The following is a 20,238-nucleotide window of genomic DNA, read 5'->3' on the forward strand; positions in this document are numbered from 1 at the left end:
GGAGCGAGCTTGCTCGCGATGGGGCCGGCACATCCAATATCGGTGCAGGCTGAACCACTGCGATCGCGAGCAAGCTCGCTCCCACAGGGCTCACAGTGCCCACACATATGCCCCACTTGCCGCTCGCTGCGTGTGGCTTGCATCTCCCCCGCCCGCTATACTTCCCGGCTTTTCCTGAATAAATGCCAATAGGGTCCCGCCGCGCATGGATAAGACCTACCAGCCGCACGCCATTGAAACTTCCTGGTACAACACCTGGGAGTCCGAGAATTATTTCGCTCCGCAAGGCGCGGGCGATTCCTACACCATCATGATTCCGCCGCCGAACGTCACCGGCAGCCTGCACATGGGTCACGGTTTCAACAACGCGATCATGGACGCCCTGATCCGTTTCCGCCGCATGCAAGGCCGTAACACCCTGTGGCAGCCGGGCACCGACCACGCCGGTATCGCCACGCAGATGCTGGTGGAACGGCGCCTCGAAGCCCAGGGCCAGAATCGTCATGACCTGGGCCGCGAGAAATTCCTCGAGAAAGTCTGGGAATGGAAAGACGAGTCCGGTGGCAACATCAGCCGCCAGATCCGTCGCCTCGGCTCGTCCGTGGACTGGAGCCGCGAGCGCTTCACCATGGACGATGGCCTTTCGGAAGCGGTGAAAGAAGCTTTCGTGCGCTTGCATGAAGACGGCCTGATCTATCGCGGCAAGCGCCTGGTCAACTGGGACACCAAGCTGCACACGGCCATTTCCGACCTTGAAGTGGAAAACCACGACGAAAAAGGCTTCCTGTGGAACCTGAAATATCCACTGGCCGATGGCGCGAAAACCGCCGAAGGCAAGGATTACCTGATCGTCGCCACCACGCGTCCGGAAACCATGCTGGGCGATGCCGCCGTAGCGGTGAACCCGAATGATGAGCGCTACAAGGCCCTGATTGGCAAGTTCGTCGAACTGCCGTTGGTTGGCCGGCGCATCCCGATCATCGGCGACGACTACTGCGACCCTGAATTCGGCACCGGCTGCGTGAAAATCACCCCGGCCCACGACTTCAACGACTACGAAGTCGGCAAGCGCCACAACCTGCCGCTGCTGAACATCTTCGACAAGAATGCCAACGTCCTGCCCGCCGCCCAGGTGTTCAACCTCGACGGCACGCTGAACGACAGCGTCGATGGCCAGATTCCGGCCGAATACGCCGGCCTGGACCGCTTCGAAGCGCGCAAGCAGATCGTCGCAGCATTCGATGCCGCCGGCCTGCTAGTCAGCGTCGACGACCACGCCCTGAAAGTCCCGAAAGGCGACCGTTCCGGTACCATCATCGAGCCGTGGTTGACCGACCAGTGGTACGTGTCCACCAAGCCGCTGGCCGAGCCGGCAATTGCCGCCGTGGAAGACGGCCGCATCCAGTTCGTGCCCAAGCAATACGAAAACATGTACTTCTCGTGGATGCGCGACATCCAGGATTGGTGCATCAGCCGTCAACTATGGTGGGGCCATCGCATCCCGGCCTGGTACGACGAGTCGGGCAAGGTCTATGTCGGCCGCGATGAAGCCGAAGTCCGCGCCAAGCACAACCTCGGCCCGGACGTGGCGCTGCAACAGGACAACGACGTTCTCGATACCTGGTTCAGTTCGGGCCTGTGGACCTTCTCCACCCTGGGCTGGCCGCAGCAGACCGAGTTCCTGAAAAAATTCCACTCCACCGACGTATTGGTCACCGGTTTCGACATCATTTTCTTCTGGGTCGCCCGGATGATCATGCTGACCATGCACCTGGTGAAAAACGAAGACGGCACACCGCAAGTCCCATTCAAGACTGTCTACGTCCACGGCCTGGTGCGCGATGGCCAGGGCCAGAAGATGTCCAAGTCCAAGGGCAACGTACTGGACCCGCTGGATATCATCGACGGCATCGACCTGGAAACCCTGGTGCAAAAACGCACCTCCGGCCTGATGCAGCCCAAACTGGCGAAGAAAATCGAGAAAGCCACCCGCGAAGAATTCGCCGAGGGCATCGCCAGCTACGGCACCGACGCCCTGCGCTTCACCTTCTGCTCGCTGGCATCCACCGGTCGTGACATCAAGTTCGACATGGGCCGCGTCGAAGGCTACCGCAACTTCTGCAACAAGATCTGGAACGCCGCGCGCTACGTGCTCGACAAAGGCGAAGACTGCGGCCAGAACGGCGAAGCCTACGAATTGACCCTGGCCGATCGCTGGATCATTTCGCAGTTGCAACGCACCGAGGCCGAAGTGACGCGCCAGCTTGATCAGTTCCGTTTCGACCTGGCCGCGCAGGCCTTGTACGAGTTCATCTGGAACCAGTATTGCGACTGGTACCTGGAACTGTCCAAGCCTGTGTTGTGGGACGAAAACGCACCGGTCGAACGCCAGCGCGGCACCCGCCGCACCCTGGTACGCGTACTGGAAGTGGCCCTGCGCCTGGCTCATCCATTCATGCCGTTCATCACCGAGGAAATATGGCAGCGCATCGCACCGCTGGCCGGCGTCCAAGGCAAGACGATCATGCTGCAACCTTGGCCGGTGGCCAACGAAACACGTATCGATCCGGCGGCCGAAGACGACATCGAATGGCTCAAGACCTTCATGCTGGGCCTGCGTAACATCCGCGCCGAGATGAACATCGGCCCGGGCAAGCCACTGACCCTGTTCCTGAAGAACGCCAGCGCCGAAGACCTGCGTCGTCTCCAAGAAAACGAGGCGCTGCTCAAGAAACTGGCGAAGCTCGAATCGGTGACCGTCCTGGCGGCTGGCGAAGAAGCGCCGTTGTCCGCTACCGCCCTGGTGGGTGAGATGGAAGTGCTGGTGCCAATGGCCGGCCTGATCGACAAGGCAGCGGAACTGGCGCGCCTGGACAAGGAAATCCTGCGTCTCAAAGGCGAAGTGCAGCGGGTCGGCGGCAAGCTGTCCAATGCCGGCTTCGTCGACAAGGCCCCGGCCGAAGTCATCGAGAAGGAACGGGCCAAACTGGCCGAGGCCGAACAGGCCTTGGGCAAGCTGGCCGAGCAGCACGCGCGGATTGCCAGCCTGTAACGGTGGCTCGCAATGAAGAAGGAGGTCCTGATGGACCTCCTTTTTTATGCCTGGCACTTTCTTACAACCAATGAGGCCCACTGTGGGAGCGAGCTTGCTCGCGATGACGGAGGGTCAGCATGCATCAATGTTGAATGTAGCCCCGCCATCGCGAGCAAGCTCGCTCCCACAGTAGATAGTGTTAAACGTTGCAGTTGGGTTCACAGGGGCCGGATGTGGGACAATACCCGCCACTTTTTGAACCCTCCCCGAATCGACCCGCCCATGACTGCCCCCCGCACACCCAAACCCGCCCGGCAAAAGCCCAAACCCGCCACCGAGGCCAAAGCCGTGGCGCCGCGGGAGAAGGCCAGCCTGCATCCGCGCAACCGCCACCAGGGCCGCTACGACTTCCCGGCGTTGATCAAGTCCACGCCTGAATTGGCCAAGTTCGTGATCATCAACCCCTATGGCAAGGAAAGCATCGATTTCGCCAGCCCCGAGGCCGTGCGGGTGTTCAACCGGGCGCTGCTCAAATCCTTCTACGGCATCGCCCATTGGGATATTCCGGCCGATTACCTGTGCCCTCCGGTGCCAGGTCGTGCAGACTACGTGCACTTTCTCGCCGACTTGCTCGCCAGCCACAACAACGGTGAAATCCCTCGCGGGGCCGCGGTGAAGGTGCTGGACATCGGCACCGGCGCCAACTGCGTCTATCCGCTGATCGGCTACAGCGACTACCGCTGGCACTTCCTGGGCTCGGAGATCGACCCGACGGCCATCGCCTCGGCCAAGGCGATTGTCCAGTCCAACGGGCTGAACAAGGTCATCCAGTTGCGCCAGCAAGCCAATCGCAAGCAGATCCTGCTGGGCTTGCTGGAGGACGCCGAGCAATTCGACCTGACCATGTGCAACCCGCCGTTCCACGCGTCCCTGGAGGAAGCCACCAAGGGCAGCCAGCGCAAGTGGCGAGCATTGGGCAAGGCCGATCCGAAACGCAAGCTGCCGGTGCTGAACTTCGGTGGCCAGGCGGCGGAGCTGTGGTGCGAGGGTGGGGAAGCGCGGTTCGTCACACAACTGATCAGCGAAAGCGCACAACTTGCCAACCAGGTGCTGTGGTTCAGCACACTGGTGTCGAAGGCGTCGAACCTGCCGGCGATCCAGGGTGCGTTGAAAAAGGCCGGCGCGCTGCACAGCCAGGTGGTGGAAATGTCCCAGGGGCAGAAGCAAAGCCGTTTCGTGGCCTGGACCTTTCAAACCGAGGCGCAACAACAAGCGTGGCGCCAGTCGCGCTGGGTCCGCAAGGGCTGAATCCCCTCACCATAGGCCACTTTATCCAAGGCAACAAAAAACCGTGCCCGGATCGCTCCGCAGCACGGTTTTTTTTTGCAGCGATCTTACTTGTTGACTGCGTCGGTCAGGCCTTTGGCCACAACCAGCTTGATCACTTTCTTGGCAGCGATTTCGATGGCAGCGCCAGTCGAAGGGTTGCGGCCAGTACGGGCAGGACGCTCGGTGACTTTCAGCTTGCCGATACCTGGCAGAGTGATTTCGCCGCCATTTTCCAGCTGATCGGCAACGATTTGGCCCAGTTGGTCCAGAGCGTTACGCGCGGTGGTTTTCGGCGCGTCGATTGCTTCAGCGATGTCAGCGATCAGTTGGTCTTTAGTAAGAGCCATGTAGTGTTCCTTCCCTATCAAATTCATATGGATTGCAGAGTGCAGTGTCAGCCATCGAGCCCGATCTTTCTGGATCAGGCACCCTCGGCAATCACCACGACGGATCGGGGTAATAGATGCCGAAAACCGGGTTTGGTTCGACCTGACAGATGCTGAATGCACGCTTAACGCAGTGACTTCGCGTAAGACCGGGCAAAACTAGCACAACGCCTCTGAAATATCCGCTTCTAGCTACCCATTTGGTCAGCTTTCTTGCGCTAAAACGGTAAAAAATTGCATATGACCTGTCGCGAGGCCCTGAAAGGGGCTTTGCTGGGTTCCAAAACCAGTGATTGCGGTACACTGGGCCTTTTTTGGGGAGCGCCCTCCTCCTCTCTTTCATCAGCCGAGAAACCCATGCCGATCCGTCATTGCATCGTCCACCTGATCGACAAAAAACCCGACGGCACGCCCGCAGTGCTCCACGCCCGTGACTCCGAACTGGCAGAGTCCACGGCCATCGAGAACATGCTCGCCGACCTTAACGAGAGCTACAACGCCAAACAAGGCAAGGCTTGGGGCTTTTTCCATGCCGAGTCCGGGGCGCATCCGTTCAGCGGCTGGCTGAAGGAGTACCTCGACGGCGGCAAGGATTTCACCGCGTTCAGTCGCGTGGCGGTGGAACACCTGCAAAAGCTGATGGAAGAGTCCAACCTGTCGGTGGGCGGTCACGTGCTGTTCGCACATTATCAACAGGGCATGACCGACTACCTGGCAATCGCCCTGCTGCACCACAGCGAAGGCGTGGCGGTGACCGATGAGCTGGACGTGACCCCATCCCGGCACCTGGACCTGGGCCAATTGCACCTGGCGGCGCGGATCAACGTGTCGGAATGGCAGAACAACAAGCAATCCAAGCAATACATCTCCTTCATCAAGGGCAAGAATGGCAAGAAGGTCTCGGAGTACTTCCGCGACTTCATCGGCTGCCAGGAAGGCGTCGACGGCCCCGGTGAGACCCGCACCCTGCTCAAGGCCTTCAGTGACTTCGTCGAAAGCGAAGACCTGCCGGAAGACGATGCCCGGGAAAAAACCAAGACCCTGGTGGATTACGCCAGCAGCCAGGCCAAGCTCGGCGAGCCGATGGGCCTGGAAGAACTGTCCGAGCTGATCGACGAGGATCGCCCGAAAGCCTTCTACGACCACATCCGCAACAAGGACTACGGGCTGTCGCCGGAGATCCCGGCGGATAAACGCACCCTCAACCAGTTCCGCCGTTTCACCGGCCGCGCCGAAGGCCTGTCCATCAGCTTCGAAGCGCACCTGCTGGGCTCCAAGATCGAGTATGACGAAGAAGCCGGTACGTTGATCATCAAGGGTCTGCCGACGTCGCTGACCGATCAGCTCAAGCGGCGTAATTGATGCTCGGTGGGGTACTGAAGAAGTTTCTGCTGGTTCTGCTGGTGGTGGTGACTTACCAGAACTGGGGCAAGATCGAGCGGGTGTTCAACCCGTCGCAGATGCTGCCTGAACAGATCCGGGCCGATGCCCGGGTCGTGCTGTATGCCACCGACTGGTGCGGCTACTGCAAGGCGACCCGACGATTCCTGGATGAGAAAGGCGTGCCGTTTCGCGAGTTCGATATCGAGAAGGATGCCGAGGCGCGTAAGGCCTACGAGGCGCTGGGCGGTCGGGGAATTCCGATCCTCGATGTGAATGGCACGTTGATTCGTGGGTATGAACCGGAGAACATTCTCAAGGCGTTGTCCGCTTTATAGTTCTGATGCATTTTCAACGGGAGCAGCACGAGCGGTTCAATCAGCCCCGCAACAACGATCTTCAACCTGCAAGATCTGATTCCTCCCAACGCGGTACACCTGGTTCTTTGCGAGCTGTCTACGACCACATCCGCAACAAGGACTACGGGTTGTTCCCGGACATCCCGGCGGATAAACGTACCCTCAACCAGTTCGGCAACGACCGACGGCATGTGGAGTTGAATCTGCGCAACCTCAAAACTACCCTGGGGCGTTAAGTACTTAGCCGCAAGAAATAAAAAATTAATAGCGAATCATCATAAAAAACTGTCGACTCTGACAGTACCCCCTCCTCAAGCTACTGCATAACTTAATATTTAGAGGAGTTTCAGCCCTCTTAATATTAAAACTCAGAGCAACCGGAGAAGAAAATGACTCTTACAGCCCCCGCTTTTACTAGCCCCGCACCAAATAGTAGAGGAAATAACCCTCCTTACGTCACTGGTAGGGGTCACCCATATAGTGCAGTAACCATTTGGGAAAGCAACACCAACGCCACTCTGGGAACCGCTATTTGCAATGTAAATGGAGATTTTGCTACCACGTTAGATCTCGCTCAAGCAAGCCACCAAAATCCTGGCGCGGTGTTAGTGATAGGTGGAATCTGCACGACTCCCACGGACTCGTCTGGTTATGCCACAGACTTAATGTTCTACCTTTGAACAATAAAAAATCCGGGGTTGCCCTTAGAAAACAAGGGCAACTCCTCGTAATCTAACCAACATTCACGTTTTCGAAAAAAATTTAAAGCCTACCCTTGGAAAGTGCACATGCACCACCCCGCCACGTTCGTCTTCGCGACGCAGAATCAATTCTTCGCTACCCGCAAACAACAACTCCCCAGCCACCGGATCGACGCCGTAGTCAGTCGCAGCGATGCTCACTTGTTGCCCCGGCGCAAACCCGTTCGGCTCTTCGAACGACTCATCCGGCAGCGCTGCCGGTGTCGCGTTGCGGGCAACGTCCAAGGCTTCTTCGGCACTCATCTGACTCGACGCGCCATGGCCGAAACCCAGCACTCGCGTGAACCACGCCGAAACAGCCGGATACGCGTCCACCAGCGGCGAAGTTACCGGGGTGCCCTTGAGGAACCACAGCGGATGAGCCATGGCGAAGTCGGCAATCGACGGATCACCCAACAGGAAATCGCCCTCCTCGCGCTGCAACTGTTGCTCCAGGCGAGCCATGATCGTCGGCCACTGGTGCTTGGCCTGATCGGCGGGCAAGCGCGTGGTCGTGCCGCCACTGAACAGCCCGGCGCGGTCGCTGATGAACGCCTTGATGGCTTCAGGCGATAGCTTGGCGAAACGCACCGCCACCGACTCAGGCTGGAACACCAGGCTCACGGCATGCTGGAACACCACCGAGTCGGCCCAGGCAGCAAAGGATGCAGCCAGCATCTCCCGGCCTTCGGGGAACAGGGCCGGCGAGGCTTTTTCCTGCTCCAACCGACGGGCGATCAGCGACGTATCGCAATAGATATCCGCGCCGATCTGCAATACCGGTGTCTTGCGATAGCCACCCGTCAGTGCCGTCAGGTCAGGCTTGGGCATCATCGGCGGGATACTCACCGAACGCCAGGACAGGCCCTTGAAGCCCAGCAACAGCCGGGCTTTTTCCGCGAAAGGAGACGTCGGGTAATGATGAAGAATCAACTCTGGCATGGGATTGGCCACTGCTGGGAGGAAGTCCCGCAGCTTAGCGCGCCATGGACGCAGCGCCCACCCTCCTGATAAAGACTTATCAGTGCGGCTGATGGAGCTGCGCGGCACTCGCCACCAGGCATTCCTTGGCGCTTTTCCTGAGCTTTTTGATCAGTCGCTCCTGGCGCAGGGCTTCGCCCTTGTCGCGACAGGCTTCGGTGTACACCAGCGCCACCGCCGGGCTCGAGAGAAAGAAGCGCGCGCCCTTGCCACTTTGATGCTTGGCGAAACGCCGCACCGGGTCATCACTGATGCCGCAATACAGCGAGCCGTTGGCGGCCCGCACCAAGTAGACGAACCAGGGCTTGCCCGGTTCGGTCGTGGCTTGCACAGGCAGATCGGAAGATGGATTGGTGGTCGTCACGACAGGTTCAACGGGCGCAAAGGAAACAAGCCGCGATCTTATCAGCGACTGGCCTGGAACGCCCGCAGCCCCTTGAGCGCCTGGGCCCTGACGGCGTTGCGCACCAGCGGCGTCCAGCCCAGCAGCAGCCCTTTGGTGCCCAACGCCTGACGGGACCAACGCCACAGGTCAAAGCTGTCATGGTGCTCGCAGATCTTGCCGTCGCGAAAAACGAACCGCGCCTGGATGTCATTGATCACGACGTTACCCGTCTGGCTGAACAGGTAGGTCGCCACCCAATGAGCTCCACCGGTACGCTCATCGCTGCGCACGTTATCGAAGGTCAGGGAGAAATCCTTGGCCCGGGTGGTGAGCATGCGCCACATGTCACCGGCATCACGTCCACGCAATTCACCAAACGCCGGGTCGCTGAACACCACATCGTCGGTGTAGCAAGCGCTCATCGCTTCGGCGTCCAGGCGCTGGAAGGCCTGGTAAAAGCGGGTGATCAAGGCGTTATGGGCATCACTCATGGACAGACTCCGAAATTCGCTTCAATAGGCCTGCACGATAATCTGCCACAGCAGGGAAGACTATCGTCATTCGCCATGAAAATGACATCAACGAAGATCGGTAACTTTTTCGCTGCTGACCCCCACGTACAACGCCCGACCTGCGCCGATGCCCGCGATGATCGCACCGAGGCCAACCAGACCGAAGATCCAGCCCAAGGCATTCCAGCCGCCGGTCACGTCGTGGACTACGCCCACCGCGAACGGCCCCAGCGACGCCAGCGTATAACCAAAGCCCTGGGCCATGCTGGAGAGGTTCGCGGCCACATGGGCGTCTCGCGAACGCAGCACGATCAGCGTCAGCGCCAAGCTGAACGTCGCGCCCTGCCCCAGGCCGAGCAGGATTGCCCAGCCCCACAAACCTTCGAGCGGCGCATAAAGACAACCGAACAGCCCCCCCAGCGCCATGAGCATGGCGATCACGATGGCCAGGCGCTGGTCCTTGCCACGCGTCGCCAGCCAGGGTGCCGCCAGAGAACTGATCAACTGCACAATGACTGAGCCGGACAGCACCAACCCGGCCTGGGTCGGGCTCAGGCCCCGGCCAATGAGGATCGACGGCAGCCAGCCAAACACGATGTAGGCCAGGGACGATTGCAACCCCATGTACAACGTCACCTGCCAGGCCAGGGGATCGCGCAGCAAGCCGCGAACCCGATACGCCACCTGATGCGCACCGTGTTTCTGCCCCACTTGCGGCAGCCAGAACAGCGCTGCCAGCAACGCCGGAACCACCCAGAAACCCAGGCCCAGGGTCCAGCTGTGGCCCAGGTGCTCGCTCAATGGCACCGTTGCCCCGGCCGCCATCGCCGCGCCCAGGCACAGCGCCATGGTATAGACACCGGTCATGGCACCGGCCTGTTTGGCGAAGTCGCGCTTGACGATGCCCGGCAGCAGCACGCCAATCACACCGATGCTCGCACCGGCCAGGATGCTGCCCGCGAACAGGCCGACCTGGTCGAATGAGCTGCGCAAAATGATCCCGCCAGCCAGCGTCAGCAAGATCCCCAGCACCACGCGCTCAGCCCCGAAGCGCCGCGCCAACACCGGCGCCAGCGGCGCGAACAGCCCCAGACAAAGCACGGGCAGCGTAGTCAGCAAACCGGCTTGGGCAGCCGACAGGCCAAGGCTTTGTGAAACCTCGCCGAGCAACGGGGCCATGCTCGACAGCGCCGGACGCAGGTTCAGCGCCACCAGGATCAACCCCAGCAGCAACAGCCAAGGCCTGCACACCAAGGGCTGGCTCCGCTGGGCCTGCTCATCATCGGCCTCGGCGTCGATCAACAGTTGTTCAAGTTCGGCGGTGCGTTTGGGCGTCGTCGAGTGGGTACGGTCAAGCAGATCGCGGGACATGGAAAACTCGAGTTCGGGGCTCAGGATTTCAAGAGCTCAGGGTTCATTGATCAACTGGCGGCACAGGGCCTTGGCCCGTTGCGGATCCTGTTGCTCGACGGCTTCAAGGATTTCGATGTGCAGGTCGAACACATGTTGATGGCGCGGGGTGATGTTGAGGCTCTGGCGCAACTGTGCGCCGATGACGCTGGAAAAGTAGCGATAGAGCTCGCTGAGCGCAGGGTTGTGCGCGGCATCCACCAGGAGGCGATGGAACACCAGGTCGCAGGCAATGTAGTGCTCCAGGTCGCCGTGGTAATGCTCACCGCTGTCTTGCAGCGCCTGGCGCAAGGCAATCAAGTCTTCATCGGTGCGTCGCAGCGCGGCCAGGCCGATGGCCTCGACTTCCAGGATATGCCGGGTTTCCCGGGCCTGCTCCAACGAACAGCGCGACAACACCTTGAGGGTATCCAGCGGATCAACCACCGCCCGCACGTAACTGCCGTCGCCCTGACGGATCTCGATCAACCCGGAAAACGCCAACACACGCATGGCTTCGCGCACGGTGTTGCGGCTGATCCCCAGCTCCGCCACCAGCTCCGGCTCGGTAGGCAGGCGCTGGCCGACAGCCCACACGCCACCGCTGATGCGCCGACGCAATTGCTCCAGGGCCTGATCGACCAGGGAGCGCTTTATTAACGGAGAGCCATCTGACATTGGATTCGCCTTTTCATCCAATCATAGGATGAATTTTCTGACATGTTAGTCAGCTTCATGTAGGACGGCAACCGCCTAGGGTCAATGGGACGGAAAAGGAGCGAAATTTTCGATTAGCCAAAATTACCCTTTAAGGGTAATTTTAAGGACAAGGCACACCGTTCCATGGAAAAGAACACACCCCATTACGCCTTGGTGGCGATACAGGCGGATGTCAGACGGCTTAAAGGGAAAGCTTTCACCAGCACCGCGAAGAACACTGCTCGAACACTTGGTTTAAACGTCTCGGACATGCAACAGGTCATCCACGGGCTTGAGCGAAAACAGTTCTACAAATCGATGACCACCTATGACGATCATCGGGTCTGGCATGACGTCTACCACGCCAATTCACACGGTCTGCAGATTTACCTGAAGGTGACGTACCGCCCCAGCGGAGGCCCACCGGTAATTTCCTTCAAGGAGAAAAGCTCATGAAACACCAGCAATGCTTCAGCTGTGGTGCCTCGGAGGGCATGTTGCATTTCGAAGGTCGCGGCGAAACCATGAGCGTCAAGGGACTGGAACGCCGGGTCGATGACTTGTCTGGCTGGGAATGTCAGATGTGCGGCGAAGTCGAGCTCGATTCAAGCTGCTCGGATCGCTACGACCACGCAGGTGATGAGCTGGTCAATGCGGCCAGGCGAATGATCGGCGAGGAGATCAAACGTGTCCGGCGCAAACTGCATCTATCGCAAAAGGAAGCGGTACTGCTGCTATCGGGCGGTGGACACAATGCGTTTTCCCGCTACGAGCGCGGCGAGGTAGTGCCGCCCAAGGCGTTGATCTTGCTGATGCGTCTGCTTGACCGTTACCCGCATTTGCTTGCAGATGCGCGGGCACTGGCCGAAGACGCGGACTTGAGAGGTTTCAAGACGACGGTGCACAGGGAGCACGAAACCCTCACGGCTTCCTGAGCAGCCGAAGCAGAAAAAATAAACCCGGACAAGTCCGGGTTCATTTCACTGGCCTAAGGCTGGATCAATGCAGGATCTGGCTCAGGAACAGCTTGGTGCGGTCATTCTGCGGGTTATCGAAGAAGTCGTTCGGCGCGGCCTGTTCGACGATTTCGCCCTTGTCCATGAAGATCACGCGGTTGGCCACGGTGCGGGCAAAGCCCATCTCGTGGGTCACGCAGAGCATGGTCATGCCGTCTTCGGCCAGGCCGATCATGGTGTCCAGAACCTCTTTCACCATTTCCGGGTCGAGTGCCGAAGTCGGCTCATCGAACAGCATGATTTTCGGCTTCATGCACAGGGCACGGGCGATGGCCACACGCTGCTGCTGACCGCCGGAAAGCTGGCCAGGGTACTTGTTCGCCTGCTCTGGAATGCGCACACGCTCCAGGTAATGCATGGCGATTTCCTCGGCCTTGCGCTTGGGCATCTTGCGCACCCACATCGGCGCCAGGGTGCAGTTCTGCAGGATGGTCAGGTGCGGGAACAGGTTGAAGTGCTGGAACACCATGCCGACTTCGCGGCGGATCGCTTCGATCTGCTTGAGGTCGTTGGTCAGTTCCACACCGTCGACCACGATGCGACCCTGCTGGTGTTCTTCCAGGCGATTGAGGCAGCGGATGGTGGTCGACTTACCGGAGCCCGACGGGCCGCACAGCACGATACGCTCGCCCTGCTTGACGTTCAGGTTGATGTCTTTCAATACGTGGAACTGGCCGTACCACTTGTTCACGCCCTGCATCTGAATAATGCCTTCAGGGCTCACAGGCTGTTTGATCGCTTCACTCATGAGTCAACTCCTAACGCTTGTGGCCAGTGTCCAGCTTGCGTTCCAAATGCATGGAATAGCGGGACATACCAAAACAGAAAATCCAGAACACCAGGGCGGCGAACACATAGCCTTCGGTGGCCATGCCCAGCCATTTCGGGTCGGCGGCAGCTTGTTTCACGCTGTTGAGCAGGTCGAACAAGCCGATGATGATCACCAGGCTCGTATCCTTGAACAACGCAATGAAGGTGTTGACGATCCCCGGGATCACCATCTTCAAGGCTTGCGGCAGAATCACCAGGCCCATGCTGCGCCAGTAGCCCAGGCCCATCGCTGCAGCCGCTTCGTACTGGCCCTTGGGAATGGCTTGCAGGCCACCCCGCACCACTTCGGCAATGTAGGCCGACTGGAACAGGATCACCCCGATCAGCGCCCGCAACAACTTGTCGAAGTTCATGCCTTCGGGCAGGAACAGCGGCAGCATCACCGAGGACATGAACAGCACCGTGATCAACGGCACGCCGCGCCAGAATTCGATGAAGGTCACGCAGACCACGCGAATCGCCGGCATGTTCGAGCGACGGCCCAACGCCAGGACGATGCCCAACGGCAGTGCGCCGACGATACCGACGGTGGCGATTACCAGGGTCAGCATCAAGCCGCCCCATTGGCTGGTCGCCACGGCGTCCAGGCCGAACACGCCGCCGTGCAGCAGGCACCAGGCGATGATCGGGTACAGCACCAGGAAGCTCAGGCCGTAGATCGCCTTGCGCGGGAAGCGCGAGATGAACAACGGCGCCACACCGATGACCGCCAGCCACACGGTCAGGTCTACACGCCAGCGCAGGTCCGCTGGGTAGTAGCCGTACATGAACTGACCGAAACGCTGCTGGATGAACACCCAGCAAGCGCCTTCCTTGGTGCAGTCGGCGCGGGTGGTACCGACCCAGTTGGCATCGAGGATCGCCCAGTGCAACAGCGGTGGAACGATCAGGTAGATCAGATAGAACGCGAACAGCGTCAGCAGCGTGTTGATCCAGCTGGAGAACATGTTGGCGCGCATCCACGCCACCACGCCGATGCTGCTGCCCGGCGGGGGCATGTCAGGTTTGAAAGTATGAGTCGTCATGCGCGTTTCCTCACCGTTCGATCAGCGCAATGCGCTTGTTGTACCAGTTCATCAGCAAGGAAATGCTGATACTGATCGCCAGGTACACGCTCATGGTGATCGCAATCACCTCGATGGCCTGGCCGGTCTGGTTCAACACCGTACCGGCAAACAGCGAAACCATTTCCGGATAACCGATACCGGCTGCCAGGGACGAGTTTTTCGCCAGGTTCAGGTATTGGCTGGTCAACGGTGGAATGATCACTCGCAGGGCCTGCGGGATGATCACCTTGCGCAGGGTCGGGCCGTTGCGCAGCCCCAGGGAACGGGCCGCCTCGGTCTGGCCATGGCTGACCGACTTGATGCCCGAACGCACGATCTCGGCGATGAACGCCGCGGTGTACACGGTCAAGGCCAGGGTCAGAGCCAGCAGTTCCGGGATCAGTACCCAGCCACCGACGAAGTTGAAGCCCTTGAGCTCCGGCATTTCCCAATGCACCGGGGCACCAAACAGCAGCGCGCACAGGGCCGGGATCACCAGGAACAGCGCCAGGCCGACCCAGAACTTATGGAACGGCTCGCCGGTCGCTTCGAAACGCTTGTTGGCCCAACGCGTCATCAGCACGATGGCAACAATGGCCAGCACCACGCTGATCACGAACGGCCAGAAGCCTTCGGCCACCAGCGCGGCAGGCATGTTCAAGCCCCGGCTGCTGACAAAGAAGGTGTCGCCGAAGTTATGGGCAGCGCGCGGTCCCGGCATGCTCAGGAATACCGCAAAGTACCAGAACAGGATTTGCAACAGCGGCGGGATGTTACGGAAGACCTCGACATAGACAGTCGCCAGCTTGGAAATGATCCAGTTCTGCGACAGCCGCGCCACACCGATGATGAACCCGAGGATGGTCGCCAGGATCACGCCGATGAAGGTCACCAACAGCGTATTGAGCAACCCGATTACGAAGACGCGGGCATAGCTGTCCGCTTCGGTGTAGTCGATCAGGTGTTGGGCAATGCCGAACCCGGCACTGCGTTCCAGGAAGCCGAAACCGGAGGTAATGCCCCGATGCTGGAGGTTGGTCTGCGTGTTATCGAACAGAAACCAGCCCAGCGAAATAACCGCCACGACCGTGACGATCTGAAATACCCACGCACGCACTCGTGGATCGCTGAGGCTGAGCCTCTGCTTAGGTGCGCCGATTGAATTTTGCATGAAGTGCCCCGCAAAGAATGGAACAGAACATCACCCGGTGGTTGGCCCACCGGGTGATAGAACCATCAGCGCACTGGTGGTGCGTATTGAATGCCGCCGGCGTTCCACAGAGCGTTCAAGCCGCGATCGATTTCCAGCGGAGTGCCCTTGCCGAGGTTGCGCTCGAACATTTCGCCGTAGTTACCGACTTGCTTGACGATCTGCACGACCCAGTCTTTCGGCAGTTTCAGGTCTTTGCCGTATTCACCGTCGGCGCCCAACATACGAGCGACGTCAGGGTTTTTGGTGGACTTGGCTTCGGCCTCGACGTTTTTCGAGGTCACACCGGCTTCTTCAGCGTTGAGCAGGGCGTAGCCAGTCCAGCGCACGATAGCCAGCCACTCGTCGTCGCCGTTACGCACGACCGGACCCAGTGGCTCCTTGGAAATGGTTTCCGGCAGGACCACGTAGTCCTTCGGCGAGGCAAGCTTGCTGCGCTGGGCGAACAGCTGGGACTTGTCGGAGGTCAGCACGTCGCAACGACCGGATTCCAGCGACTTGGCGCTTTCATCGGAGGTGTCGAAAGTGATCGGGGTGTACTTCAGGCCGTTGGCGCGGAAGTAGTCGGAAACGTTCAGCTCGGTGGTGGTACCGGCCTGGATGCAGATGGTTGCACCGTCCAGTTCCTTGGCGCTCTTGACGCCCAGCTTGTTGTTGGCCAGGAAGCCGATGCCGTCGTAGTAGGTGATGAAACCTGGAAACTTCAGGCCCATGCCAGCATCACGGGAGCTGGTCATGGTGGAGTTGCGCGAGAGCATGTCGATTTCGCCCGATTGCAGCGCGGTGAAGCGCTCCTTGGCGTTCAACTGACTGAATTTGACCTTGGTCGCATCGCCAAATACAGCAGCGGCCACGGCACGGCAGAAGTCAGCGTCGATACCGACAATCTTGCCGGTCGAATCAGGCACCGAGAAACCCGGCAAGCCATCACTCACACCGCATTGCACAAAGCCTTTCTTCTGTATGGCATCCAGGGTTGCACCCGCCTGAGCGAACCCGCTGACACCGAGCACTGCCGCTGCAGTCACGACGGCCAGGGTGGATTTCAGTAACTTCATTCAAACCTCCAGTTTTGCTCTTGTTGTGTCGGAGCTCGAGCCCTGTCGCACCCTTTTGAGGCATTGCCGACCCTTGTTGGCTTTTTTTCGGGTCAACCGACGCTTGGACCTTCGCTATGAGTCTATTAATGAGAACGTCCACAAACAGTGGTCATGCCCACTTCTCACCAATCGGCCGAACGGGCTGTAGCCCTTCACGTTCGCGAAGCCCGTAGCGGCTATTGGCGAACATCCATCACCGGATTTCTGATATCCCATGCGTCGCGTCTAGCTGATAGTGTTACCGCGCAGCGTAAGAATCATCACTCAGGGTTCCTCATAGCAAAGCCCGTACCACACCGCTGCGCTTAGCCCTTGTGAAACACGTCAAGACAAAAAGTTGTAAGTTTGCGACATCTAATTAACTGAGACACCAGTCGCGCACTGTAATCACGCACTGATTGAGCGCGGCCGCACACATTTGGAGCACACCATGACCGACCCCTTGATTCTCGAGCCCAGCGGCACCGCCGATGCCTGCGTTATCTGGCTCCACGGCCTGGGCGCCGATCGTTATGATTTCCTGCCAGTGGCCGAAATGCTGCAGCAAAGCCTGCTCACCACGCGTTTCGTTCTACCCCAGGCACCGACCCAACCAGTAACGATCAACGGTGGCTACGCCATGCCCAGTTGGTACGACATCCGCGCTCTGAGCCCGGCGCGGGCCATCGATGAACAGCAACTCGAAGCCTCGGCGCAACGGGTCATTGACTTGATCGACACCCAGCGAGCCAGCGGAATAGACGCCTCGCGGATTTTCCTCGCCGGTTTCTCCCAGGGCGGCGCGGTGGTCTATCACACCGCATTCGTGAAATGGCAGGGCCCACTGGGCGGCGTGATCGCGCTGTCTACTTATGCACCGACGTTCAGCGACGAACTGCAACTGTCGGCCAGCCAGCAACGCATTCCGGTCCTGGCGCTGCACGGTCAATACGACGAAGTGGTACTCAACCCGATGGGACGTACCGCTAAAGAATATTTAAAGCAGCATGGTGTCACCGTGATATGGCAGGAATACCCAATGGGCCACGAAGTGTTACCCGAAGAGATTCGCGACATCGGCACCTGGCTGACCGAACGGCTGCGCTAAAGGCCTGATTGCCAGGTCAACGCATTGATCATCACACTACGCCGCGCCCGTTTCTTGCATTACACTGGCCGGCGTACATTCCTTAACCAATCGATGAGATAACCGTGCTCAAAGCACTCAAGAAGATGTTCGGTAAAAGCGAGGCCGAGCAGCTCGCGCCTGGCGCAAGCGCCCCTGTCCACGGTCCAAGCCGTACCGATGCGCCACAACCGCGCCGGAGTGCCCCCGTTGCACAGGCAAATAAAGAGCCCGCCGCCCAGCCTCTTACGGCCCCTGAACCGGAAAAACCACGTCACGAAGCCCCAAAGCCACGCCGCGAACGCGCACCGAAACCGCCGGTCGTCGCCTGGAAGCTCGAGGACTTCGTCGTAGAACCCCAGGAAGGCAAAACCCGCTTCCACGATTTCAAGCTCGCCCCTGAACTGATGCACGCCATCCAGGACCTGGGCTTCCCGTACTGCACGCCCATCCAGGCCCAGGTGCTAGGCTTCACCCTCGCTGGCAAAGACGCCATCGGCCGCGCCCAGACCGGCACAGGCAAGACCGCCGCGTTCCTGATTTCCATCATCACCCAGTTGCTCCAGACCCCTCCGCCCAAAGAGCGCTACATGGGCGAGCCACGGGCACTGATCATCGCCCCGACCCGCGAACTGGTGGTGCAGATCGCCAAGGACGCCGCCGACCTGACCAAGTACACCGGCCTGAACGTGATGACGTTCGTGGGCGGCATGGACTTCGACAAACAGCTCAAGCACCTCGAAGCCCGCCATTGCGACATCCTGGTCGCCACGCCGGGCCGCTTGCTGGACTTCAACCAGCGCGGCGACGTGCACCTGGACATGGTCGAAGTAATGGTGCTGGACGAAGCCGACCGCATGCTCGACATGGGCTTCATCCCCCAGGTGCGCCAGATCATTCGCCAGACCCCACCGAAAAGCGAACGCCAGACCTTGCTGTTCTCCGCCACCTTCACCGAAGACGTGATGAACCTGGCCAAGCAATGGACCACCGACCCGTCCATCGTCGAGATCGAGGCGCTGAACGTCGCCAGCGAAAACGTCGAACAGCACATCTATGCGGTGGCCGGTGCCGACAAGTACAAACTGCTCTACAACCTGGTCAACGACAACGGTTGGGAGCGGGTGATGGTCTTCGCCAACCGCAAGGACGAAGTACGCCGCATCGAAGAACGCCTGGTACGCGATGGCGTCAACGCCGCGCAACTGTCGGGCGACGTGCCGCAGCACAAACGTATCAAGACACTGGAAGGTTTCCGCGAAGGCAAGATTCGTGTGCTGGTGGCTACTGACGTGGCCGGCCGTGGGATTCACATCGACGGGATCAGCCATGTGATCAACTTCACCCTGCCGGAAGTGCCTGATGACTATGTGCACCGGATCGGGCGCACTGGGCGTGCGGGGGCTGCGGGTGTATCGATCAGCTTCGCCGGCGAGGATGATTCCTATCAGTTGCCATCCATCGAGGCATTGCTGGGGAAAAAGATCAATTGCGAAACGCCGCCGACTCATCTGCTTCGGCCGGTTGAGCGCAAGCGCCCTTAACAGTCTCTACAGAGCACAGAAAAACGCAGCCAAAAGGCTGCGTTTTTTTTGGCCAGGGATATTGCTCGATTAAACTAAAAGTCCATAATAGACAAATTAGTTCAATCAGAACACTTCGGAGCTCCCGATGCCCAGCACGCCCTACGTGATGACCCAAGCCCAGGCCCGCGAACTGCTCGCGCAGGTCGATGTGCCGCAGATCCTGCGCAAACTGTTCCGCGACCTCGCCGCCGGGCAAGCAGTCCAGCCAGCTCAGCAGCTTGTGGAATTTCCCCAGGGCGCCGGGGACTTCATCAACTACCTGGGCGTGCTGGCTGAGGATCAGGTCTACGGGATCAAGACCTCGCCCTACATCGTGCGCGAGCAAGGCCCGCTGGTAACCGCCTGGACCTTGCTGATGTCGATGCAGACCGGCCAGCCGTTGCTGCTGTGTGATGCGGCCGAGCTGACCACCGCCCGCACCGCCGCCACCACCGCGGTCGCCGTCGATGCCCTCGCCCCACGCGAGGCCAGGCGCCTGGCGGTCATCGGTAGCGGTGCGGTGGCGCGAGCCCACGTGCAGTACGTCAAGGGCCTGCGGGACTGGCAAGACATCAACCTCTATTCGCCGAGCCTGAAGGGCAAGACGGCGCAAGCGCTCACGTTGATCACTGAGCTGGACCCACGCCTGCACATCGCCGACAGCCTTGAAGCGGCGCTGCATGACGCCGACGTGGTGATGCTCTGCACCTCGTCCGCCAAAGCGCTGCTCGACCCGCTGAGCTTGAGCAAACCGGCCCTGATCACCTCTATCAGTACCAACGCCCCACGCGCTCATGAAGTACAGCCACAGAGCCTCAATGACATGGATGTGTTCTGCGACTATCGTCAGACCACCCCAGGTTCGGCCGGTGAAATGCTGATAGCCGCTGAACAGTTCGGCTGGGACGTCTCGAAAATCGTCGGCGATTTGCCCGAACTGCTCAGCGAGCAGGTCACGCGCCCGAGCTATGAACGCCATGTGTTCTTCCGTTCCATCGGCCTGGGGCTGGAAGACGTCGCGCTGGCGAATGCGCTTTATCACCTCAATCACCAAATTGGCTGACACACCCAGTCCCCTGTGGGAGCGAGTTTGCTCGCGATAGCGGCCTTATGGTCAACATCCATATTGGATGTGCTGACCTCATCGCAAGCAGGCTCGCTCCCCCAAGTT

At 59.7% G+C, this 20,238-nt stretch carries 20 protein-coding genes; 10 read left to right on the forward strand and 10 right to left on the reverse strand.

The genetic code is table 11. The features are described 5' to 3' along the window. Nucleotides 1-205 precede the first annotated feature (205 nt). Nucleotides 206-3,052 (forward strand): valine--tRNA ligase, encoded by a 2,847-nt coding sequence (locus SGN16_RS23865; RefSeq protein WP_335945146.1) that lies wholly within the window; start codon nucleotides 206-208, stop codon nucleotides 3,050-3,052. A gap of 264 nt (nucleotides 3,053-3,316) precedes the next feature. After that, nucleotides 3,317-4,342: a 23S rRNA (adenine(1618)-N(6))-methyltransferase RlmF gene (gene rlmF, locus SGN16_RS23870; RefSeq protein WP_210640660.1), complete on the forward strand. Its 1,026-nt coding sequence runs from the start codon at nucleotides 3,317-3,319 to the stop codon at nucleotides 4,340-4,342. A gap of 86 nt (nucleotides 4,343-4,428) precedes the next feature. Here the strand turns inward: rlmF and SGN16_RS23875 are convergent, their stop codons facing one another. Then, a complete protein-coding gene (locus SGN16_RS23875; protein WP_007905514.1) occupies nucleotides 4,429-4,710 on the reverse strand; it encodes an HU family DNA-binding protein in 282 nt (93 codons plus the stop codon). Nucleotides 4,711-5,106: 396 nt separating this feature from the next. Between SGN16_RS23875 and yejK the strand changes: the two genes are divergently transcribed. The 3 genes from yejK to SGN16_RS23890 all read left to right on the forward strand — a co-directional run bounded on the left by yejK (nucleotide 5,107) and on the right by SGN16_RS23890 (nucleotide 6,724). Further along, nucleotides 5,107-6,111 (forward strand): nucleoid-associated protein YejK, encoded by a 1,005-nt coding sequence (gene yejK, locus SGN16_RS23880; protein ID WP_014340016.1) that lies wholly within the window; start codon nucleotides 5,107-5,109, stop codon nucleotides 6,109-6,111. After that, nucleotides 6,111-6,467, forward strand: coding sequence for a glutaredoxin family protein (locus tag SGN16_RS23885; RefSeq protein ID WP_335945147.1), 357 nt, complete (start codon nucleotides 6,111-6,113; stop codon nucleotides 6,465-6,467). The genes yejK and SGN16_RS23885 overlap by 1 nt, the downstream gene beginning before the upstream one ends. 107 nt (nucleotides 6,468-6,574) lie before the next feature. Continuing rightward, nucleotides 6,575-6,724, forward strand: a complete 150-nt coding sequence (locus SGN16_RS23890; RefSeq protein WP_158296377.1) for a hypothetical protein — start codon at nucleotides 6,575-6,577, stop codon at nucleotides 6,722-6,724. A gap of 507 nt (nucleotides 6,725-7,231) precedes the next feature. Here SGN16_RS23890 and SGN16_RS23895 read toward each other — a convergent pair. From SGN16_RS23895 to SGN16_RS23915, 5 genes are all read right to left on the reverse strand, one after another. After that, entirely contained in the window at nucleotides 7,232-8,170 is a 939-nt protein-coding gene (locus tag SGN16_RS23895) for a glutathione S-transferase family protein (protein ID WP_335945148.1), read from the reverse strand. A gap of 79 nt (nucleotides 8,171-8,249) precedes the next feature. Continuing rightward, a complete protein-coding gene (locus tag SGN16_RS23900) occupies nucleotides 8,250-8,573 on the reverse strand; it encodes a GIY-YIG nuclease family protein (RefSeq protein ID WP_335945149.1) in 324 nt (107 codons plus the stop codon). 41 nt (nucleotides 8,574-8,614) lie between these two features. After that, a complete protein-coding gene (locus SGN16_RS23905; RefSeq protein ID WP_003178340.1) occupies nucleotides 8,615-9,085 on the reverse strand; it encodes a nuclear transport factor 2 family protein in 471 nt (156 codons plus the stop codon). An 87-nt stretch (nucleotides 9,086-9,172) separates the two neighbouring features. Then, the gene (locus SGN16_RS23910; protein ID WP_335945150.1) at nucleotides 9,173-10,477 is read right to left on the reverse strand and encodes a CynX/NimT family MFS transporter; all 1,305 of its coding nucleotides are present in this window, start codon (nucleotides 10,475-10,477) and stop codon (nucleotides 9,173-9,175) included. Between the two features lie 36 nt (nucleotides 10,478-10,513). After that, entirely contained in the window at nucleotides 10,514-11,173 is a 660-nt protein-coding gene (locus tag SGN16_RS23915; RefSeq protein ID WP_335945151.1) for a FadR/GntR family transcriptional regulator, read from the reverse strand. Nucleotides 11,174-11,338: 165 nt separating this feature from the next. On the opposite strand from SGN16_RS23915, the gene SGN16_RS23920 reads away from it, so the two are divergent. Further along, nucleotides 11,339-11,650 carry a type II toxin-antitoxin system MqsR family toxin gene (locus SGN16_RS23920; protein WP_335945152.1) on the forward strand — a complete coding sequence of 104 codons (312 nt, stop codon included), beginning with the start codon at nucleotides 11,339-11,341 and terminating at the stop codon, nucleotides 11,648-11,650. Then, nucleotides 11,647-12,129, forward strand: coding sequence for a type II toxin-antitoxin system MqsA family antitoxin (locus SGN16_RS23925; RefSeq protein WP_335945153.1), 483 nt, complete (start codon nucleotides 11,647-11,649; stop codon nucleotides 12,127-12,129). The genes SGN16_RS23920 and SGN16_RS23925 overlap by 4 nt, the downstream gene beginning before the upstream one ends. 64 nt (nucleotides 12,130-12,193) lie before the next feature. Here SGN16_RS23925 and SGN16_RS23930 read toward each other — a convergent pair whose 3' ends face one another. From SGN16_RS23930 to SGN16_RS23945, 4 genes are all read right to left on the reverse strand, one after another. Next, nucleotides 12,194-12,958 (reverse strand): amino acid ABC transporter ATP-binding protein, encoded by a 765-nt coding sequence (locus tag SGN16_RS23930; RefSeq protein WP_003205299.1) that lies wholly within the window; start codon nucleotides 12,956-12,958, stop codon nucleotides 12,194-12,196. Between the two features lie 10 nt (nucleotides 12,959-12,968). Next, nucleotides 12,969-14,066, reverse strand: a complete 1,098-nt coding sequence (locus SGN16_RS23935; RefSeq protein ID WP_210640673.1) for an amino acid ABC transporter permease — start codon at nucleotides 14,064-14,066, stop codon at nucleotides 12,969-12,971. A gap of 10 nt (nucleotides 14,067-14,076) precedes the next feature. After that, nucleotides 14,077-15,258: an amino acid ABC transporter permease gene (locus tag SGN16_RS23940; protein ID WP_339101843.1), complete on the reverse strand. Its 1,182-nt coding sequence runs from the start codon at nucleotides 15,256-15,258 to the stop codon at nucleotides 14,077-14,079. Between the two features lie 65 nt (nucleotides 15,259-15,323). Next, entirely contained in the window at nucleotides 15,324-16,355 is a 1,032-nt protein-coding gene (locus SGN16_RS23945; protein ID WP_335945558.1) for an amino acid ABC transporter substrate-binding protein, read from the reverse strand. Nucleotides 16,356-16,827: 472 nt separating this feature from the next. Here SGN16_RS23945 and SGN16_RS23950 point away from each other — a divergent pair, with 472 nt between their 5' ends. The 3 genes from SGN16_RS23950 to SGN16_RS23960 all read left to right on the forward strand — a co-directional run bounded on the left by SGN16_RS23950 (nucleotide 16,828) and on the right by SGN16_RS23960 (nucleotide 20,130). Next, nucleotides 16,828-17,484 (forward strand): alpha/beta fold hydrolase, encoded by a 657-nt coding sequence (locus SGN16_RS23950; protein WP_335945559.1) that lies wholly within the window; start codon nucleotides 16,828-16,830, stop codon nucleotides 17,482-17,484. Between the two features lie 98 nt (nucleotides 17,485-17,582). Continuing rightward, nucleotides 17,583-19,046, forward strand: a complete 1,464-nt coding sequence (gene rhlB / locus SGN16_RS23955; RefSeq protein WP_210645397.1) for an ATP-dependent RNA helicase RhlB — start codon at nucleotides 17,583-17,585, stop codon at nucleotides 19,044-19,046. Nucleotides 19,047-19,173: 127 nt separating this feature from the next. Beyond that, the gene (locus SGN16_RS23960; protein ID WP_335945560.1) at nucleotides 19,174-20,130 is read left to right on the forward strand and encodes an ornithine cyclodeaminase family protein; all 957 of its coding nucleotides are present in this window, start codon (nucleotides 19,174-19,176) and stop codon (nucleotides 20,128-20,130) included. Nucleotides 20,131-20,238: the final 108 nt, after the last annotated feature.

The sequence above is a fragment of the Pseudomonas sp. G166 genome (genome assembly GCF_037027455.2).
GTDB lineage: Bacteria > Pseudomonadota > Gammaproteobacteria > Pseudomonadales > Pseudomonadaceae > Aquipseudomonas.

What these genes read in the sequence shown, in the direction of transcription:
- SGN16_RS23930 (WP_003205299.1), bottom strand. Translation starts at nt 12,958, where the DNA reads ATGAGTGAAGCGATCAAACAGCCTGTGAGCCCTGAAGGCATTATTCAG.
- SGN16_RS23910 (WP_335945150.1), bottom strand. Translation starts at nt 10,477, where the DNA reads ATGTCCCGCGATCTGCTTGACCGTACCCACTCGACGACGCCCAAACGC.
- SGN16_RS23950 (WP_335945559.1), top strand. Translation starts at nt 16,828, where the DNA reads ATGACCGACCCCTTGATTCTCGAGCCCAGCGGCACCGCCGATGCCTGC.
- SGN16_RS23875 (WP_007905514.1), bottom strand. Translation starts at nt 4,710, where the DNA reads ATGGCTCTTACTAAAGACCAACTGATCGCTGACATCGCTGAAGCAATC.
- SGN16_RS23935 (WP_210640673.1), bottom strand. Translation starts at nt 14,066, where the DNA reads ATGACGACTCATACTTTCAAACCTGACATGCCCCCGCCGGGCAGCAGC.
- SGN16_RS23920 (WP_335945152.1), top strand. Translation starts at nt 11,339, where the DNA reads ATGGAAAAGAACACACCCCATTACGCCTTGGTGGCGATACAGGCGGAT.
- SGN16_RS23865 (WP_335945146.1), top strand. Translation starts at nt 206, where the DNA reads ATGGATAAGACCTACCAGCCGCACGCCATTGAAACTTCCTGGTACAAC.
- SGN16_RS23905 (WP_003178340.1), bottom strand. Translation starts at nt 9,085, where the DNA reads ATGAGTGATGCCCATAACGCCTTGATCACCCGCTTTTACCAGGCCTTC.
- SGN16_RS23915 (WP_335945151.1), bottom strand. Translation starts at nt 11,173, where the DNA reads ATGTCAGATGGCTCTCCGTTAATAAAGCGCTCCCTGGTCGATCAGGCC.
- SGN16_RS23895 (WP_335945148.1), bottom strand. Translation starts at nt 8,170, where the DNA reads ATGCCAGAGTTGATTCTTCATCATTACCCGACGTCTCCTTTCGCGGAA.
- SGN16_RS23945 (WP_335945558.1), bottom strand. Translation starts at nt 16,355, where the DNA reads ATGAAGTTACTGAAATCCACCCTGGCCGTCGTGACTGCAGCGGCAGTG.
- SGN16_RS23960 (WP_335945560.1), top strand. Translation starts at nt 19,174, where the DNA reads ATGCCCAGCACGCCCTACGTGATGACCCAAGCCCAGGCCCGCGAACTG.
- SGN16_RS23885 (WP_335945147.1), top strand. Translation starts at nt 6,111, where the DNA reads ATGCTCGGTGGGGTACTGAAGAAGTTTCTGCTGGTTCTGCTGGTGGTG.
- yejK (WP_014340016.1), top strand. Translation starts at nt 5,107, where the DNA reads ATGCCGATCCGTCATTGCATCGTCCACCTGATCGACAAAAAACCCGAC.
- SGN16_RS23925 (WP_335945153.1), top strand. Translation starts at nt 11,647, where the DNA reads ATGAAACACCAGCAATGCTTCAGCTGTGGTGCCTCGGAGGGCATGTTG.
- rlmF (WP_210640660.1), top strand. Translation starts at nt 3,317, where the DNA reads ATGACTGCCCCCCGCACACCCAAACCCGCCCGGCAAAAGCCCAAACCC.
- SGN16_RS23940 (WP_339101843.1), bottom strand. Translation starts at nt 15,258, where the DNA reads ATGCAAAATTCAATCGGCGCACCTAAGCAGAGGCTCAGCCTCAGCGAT.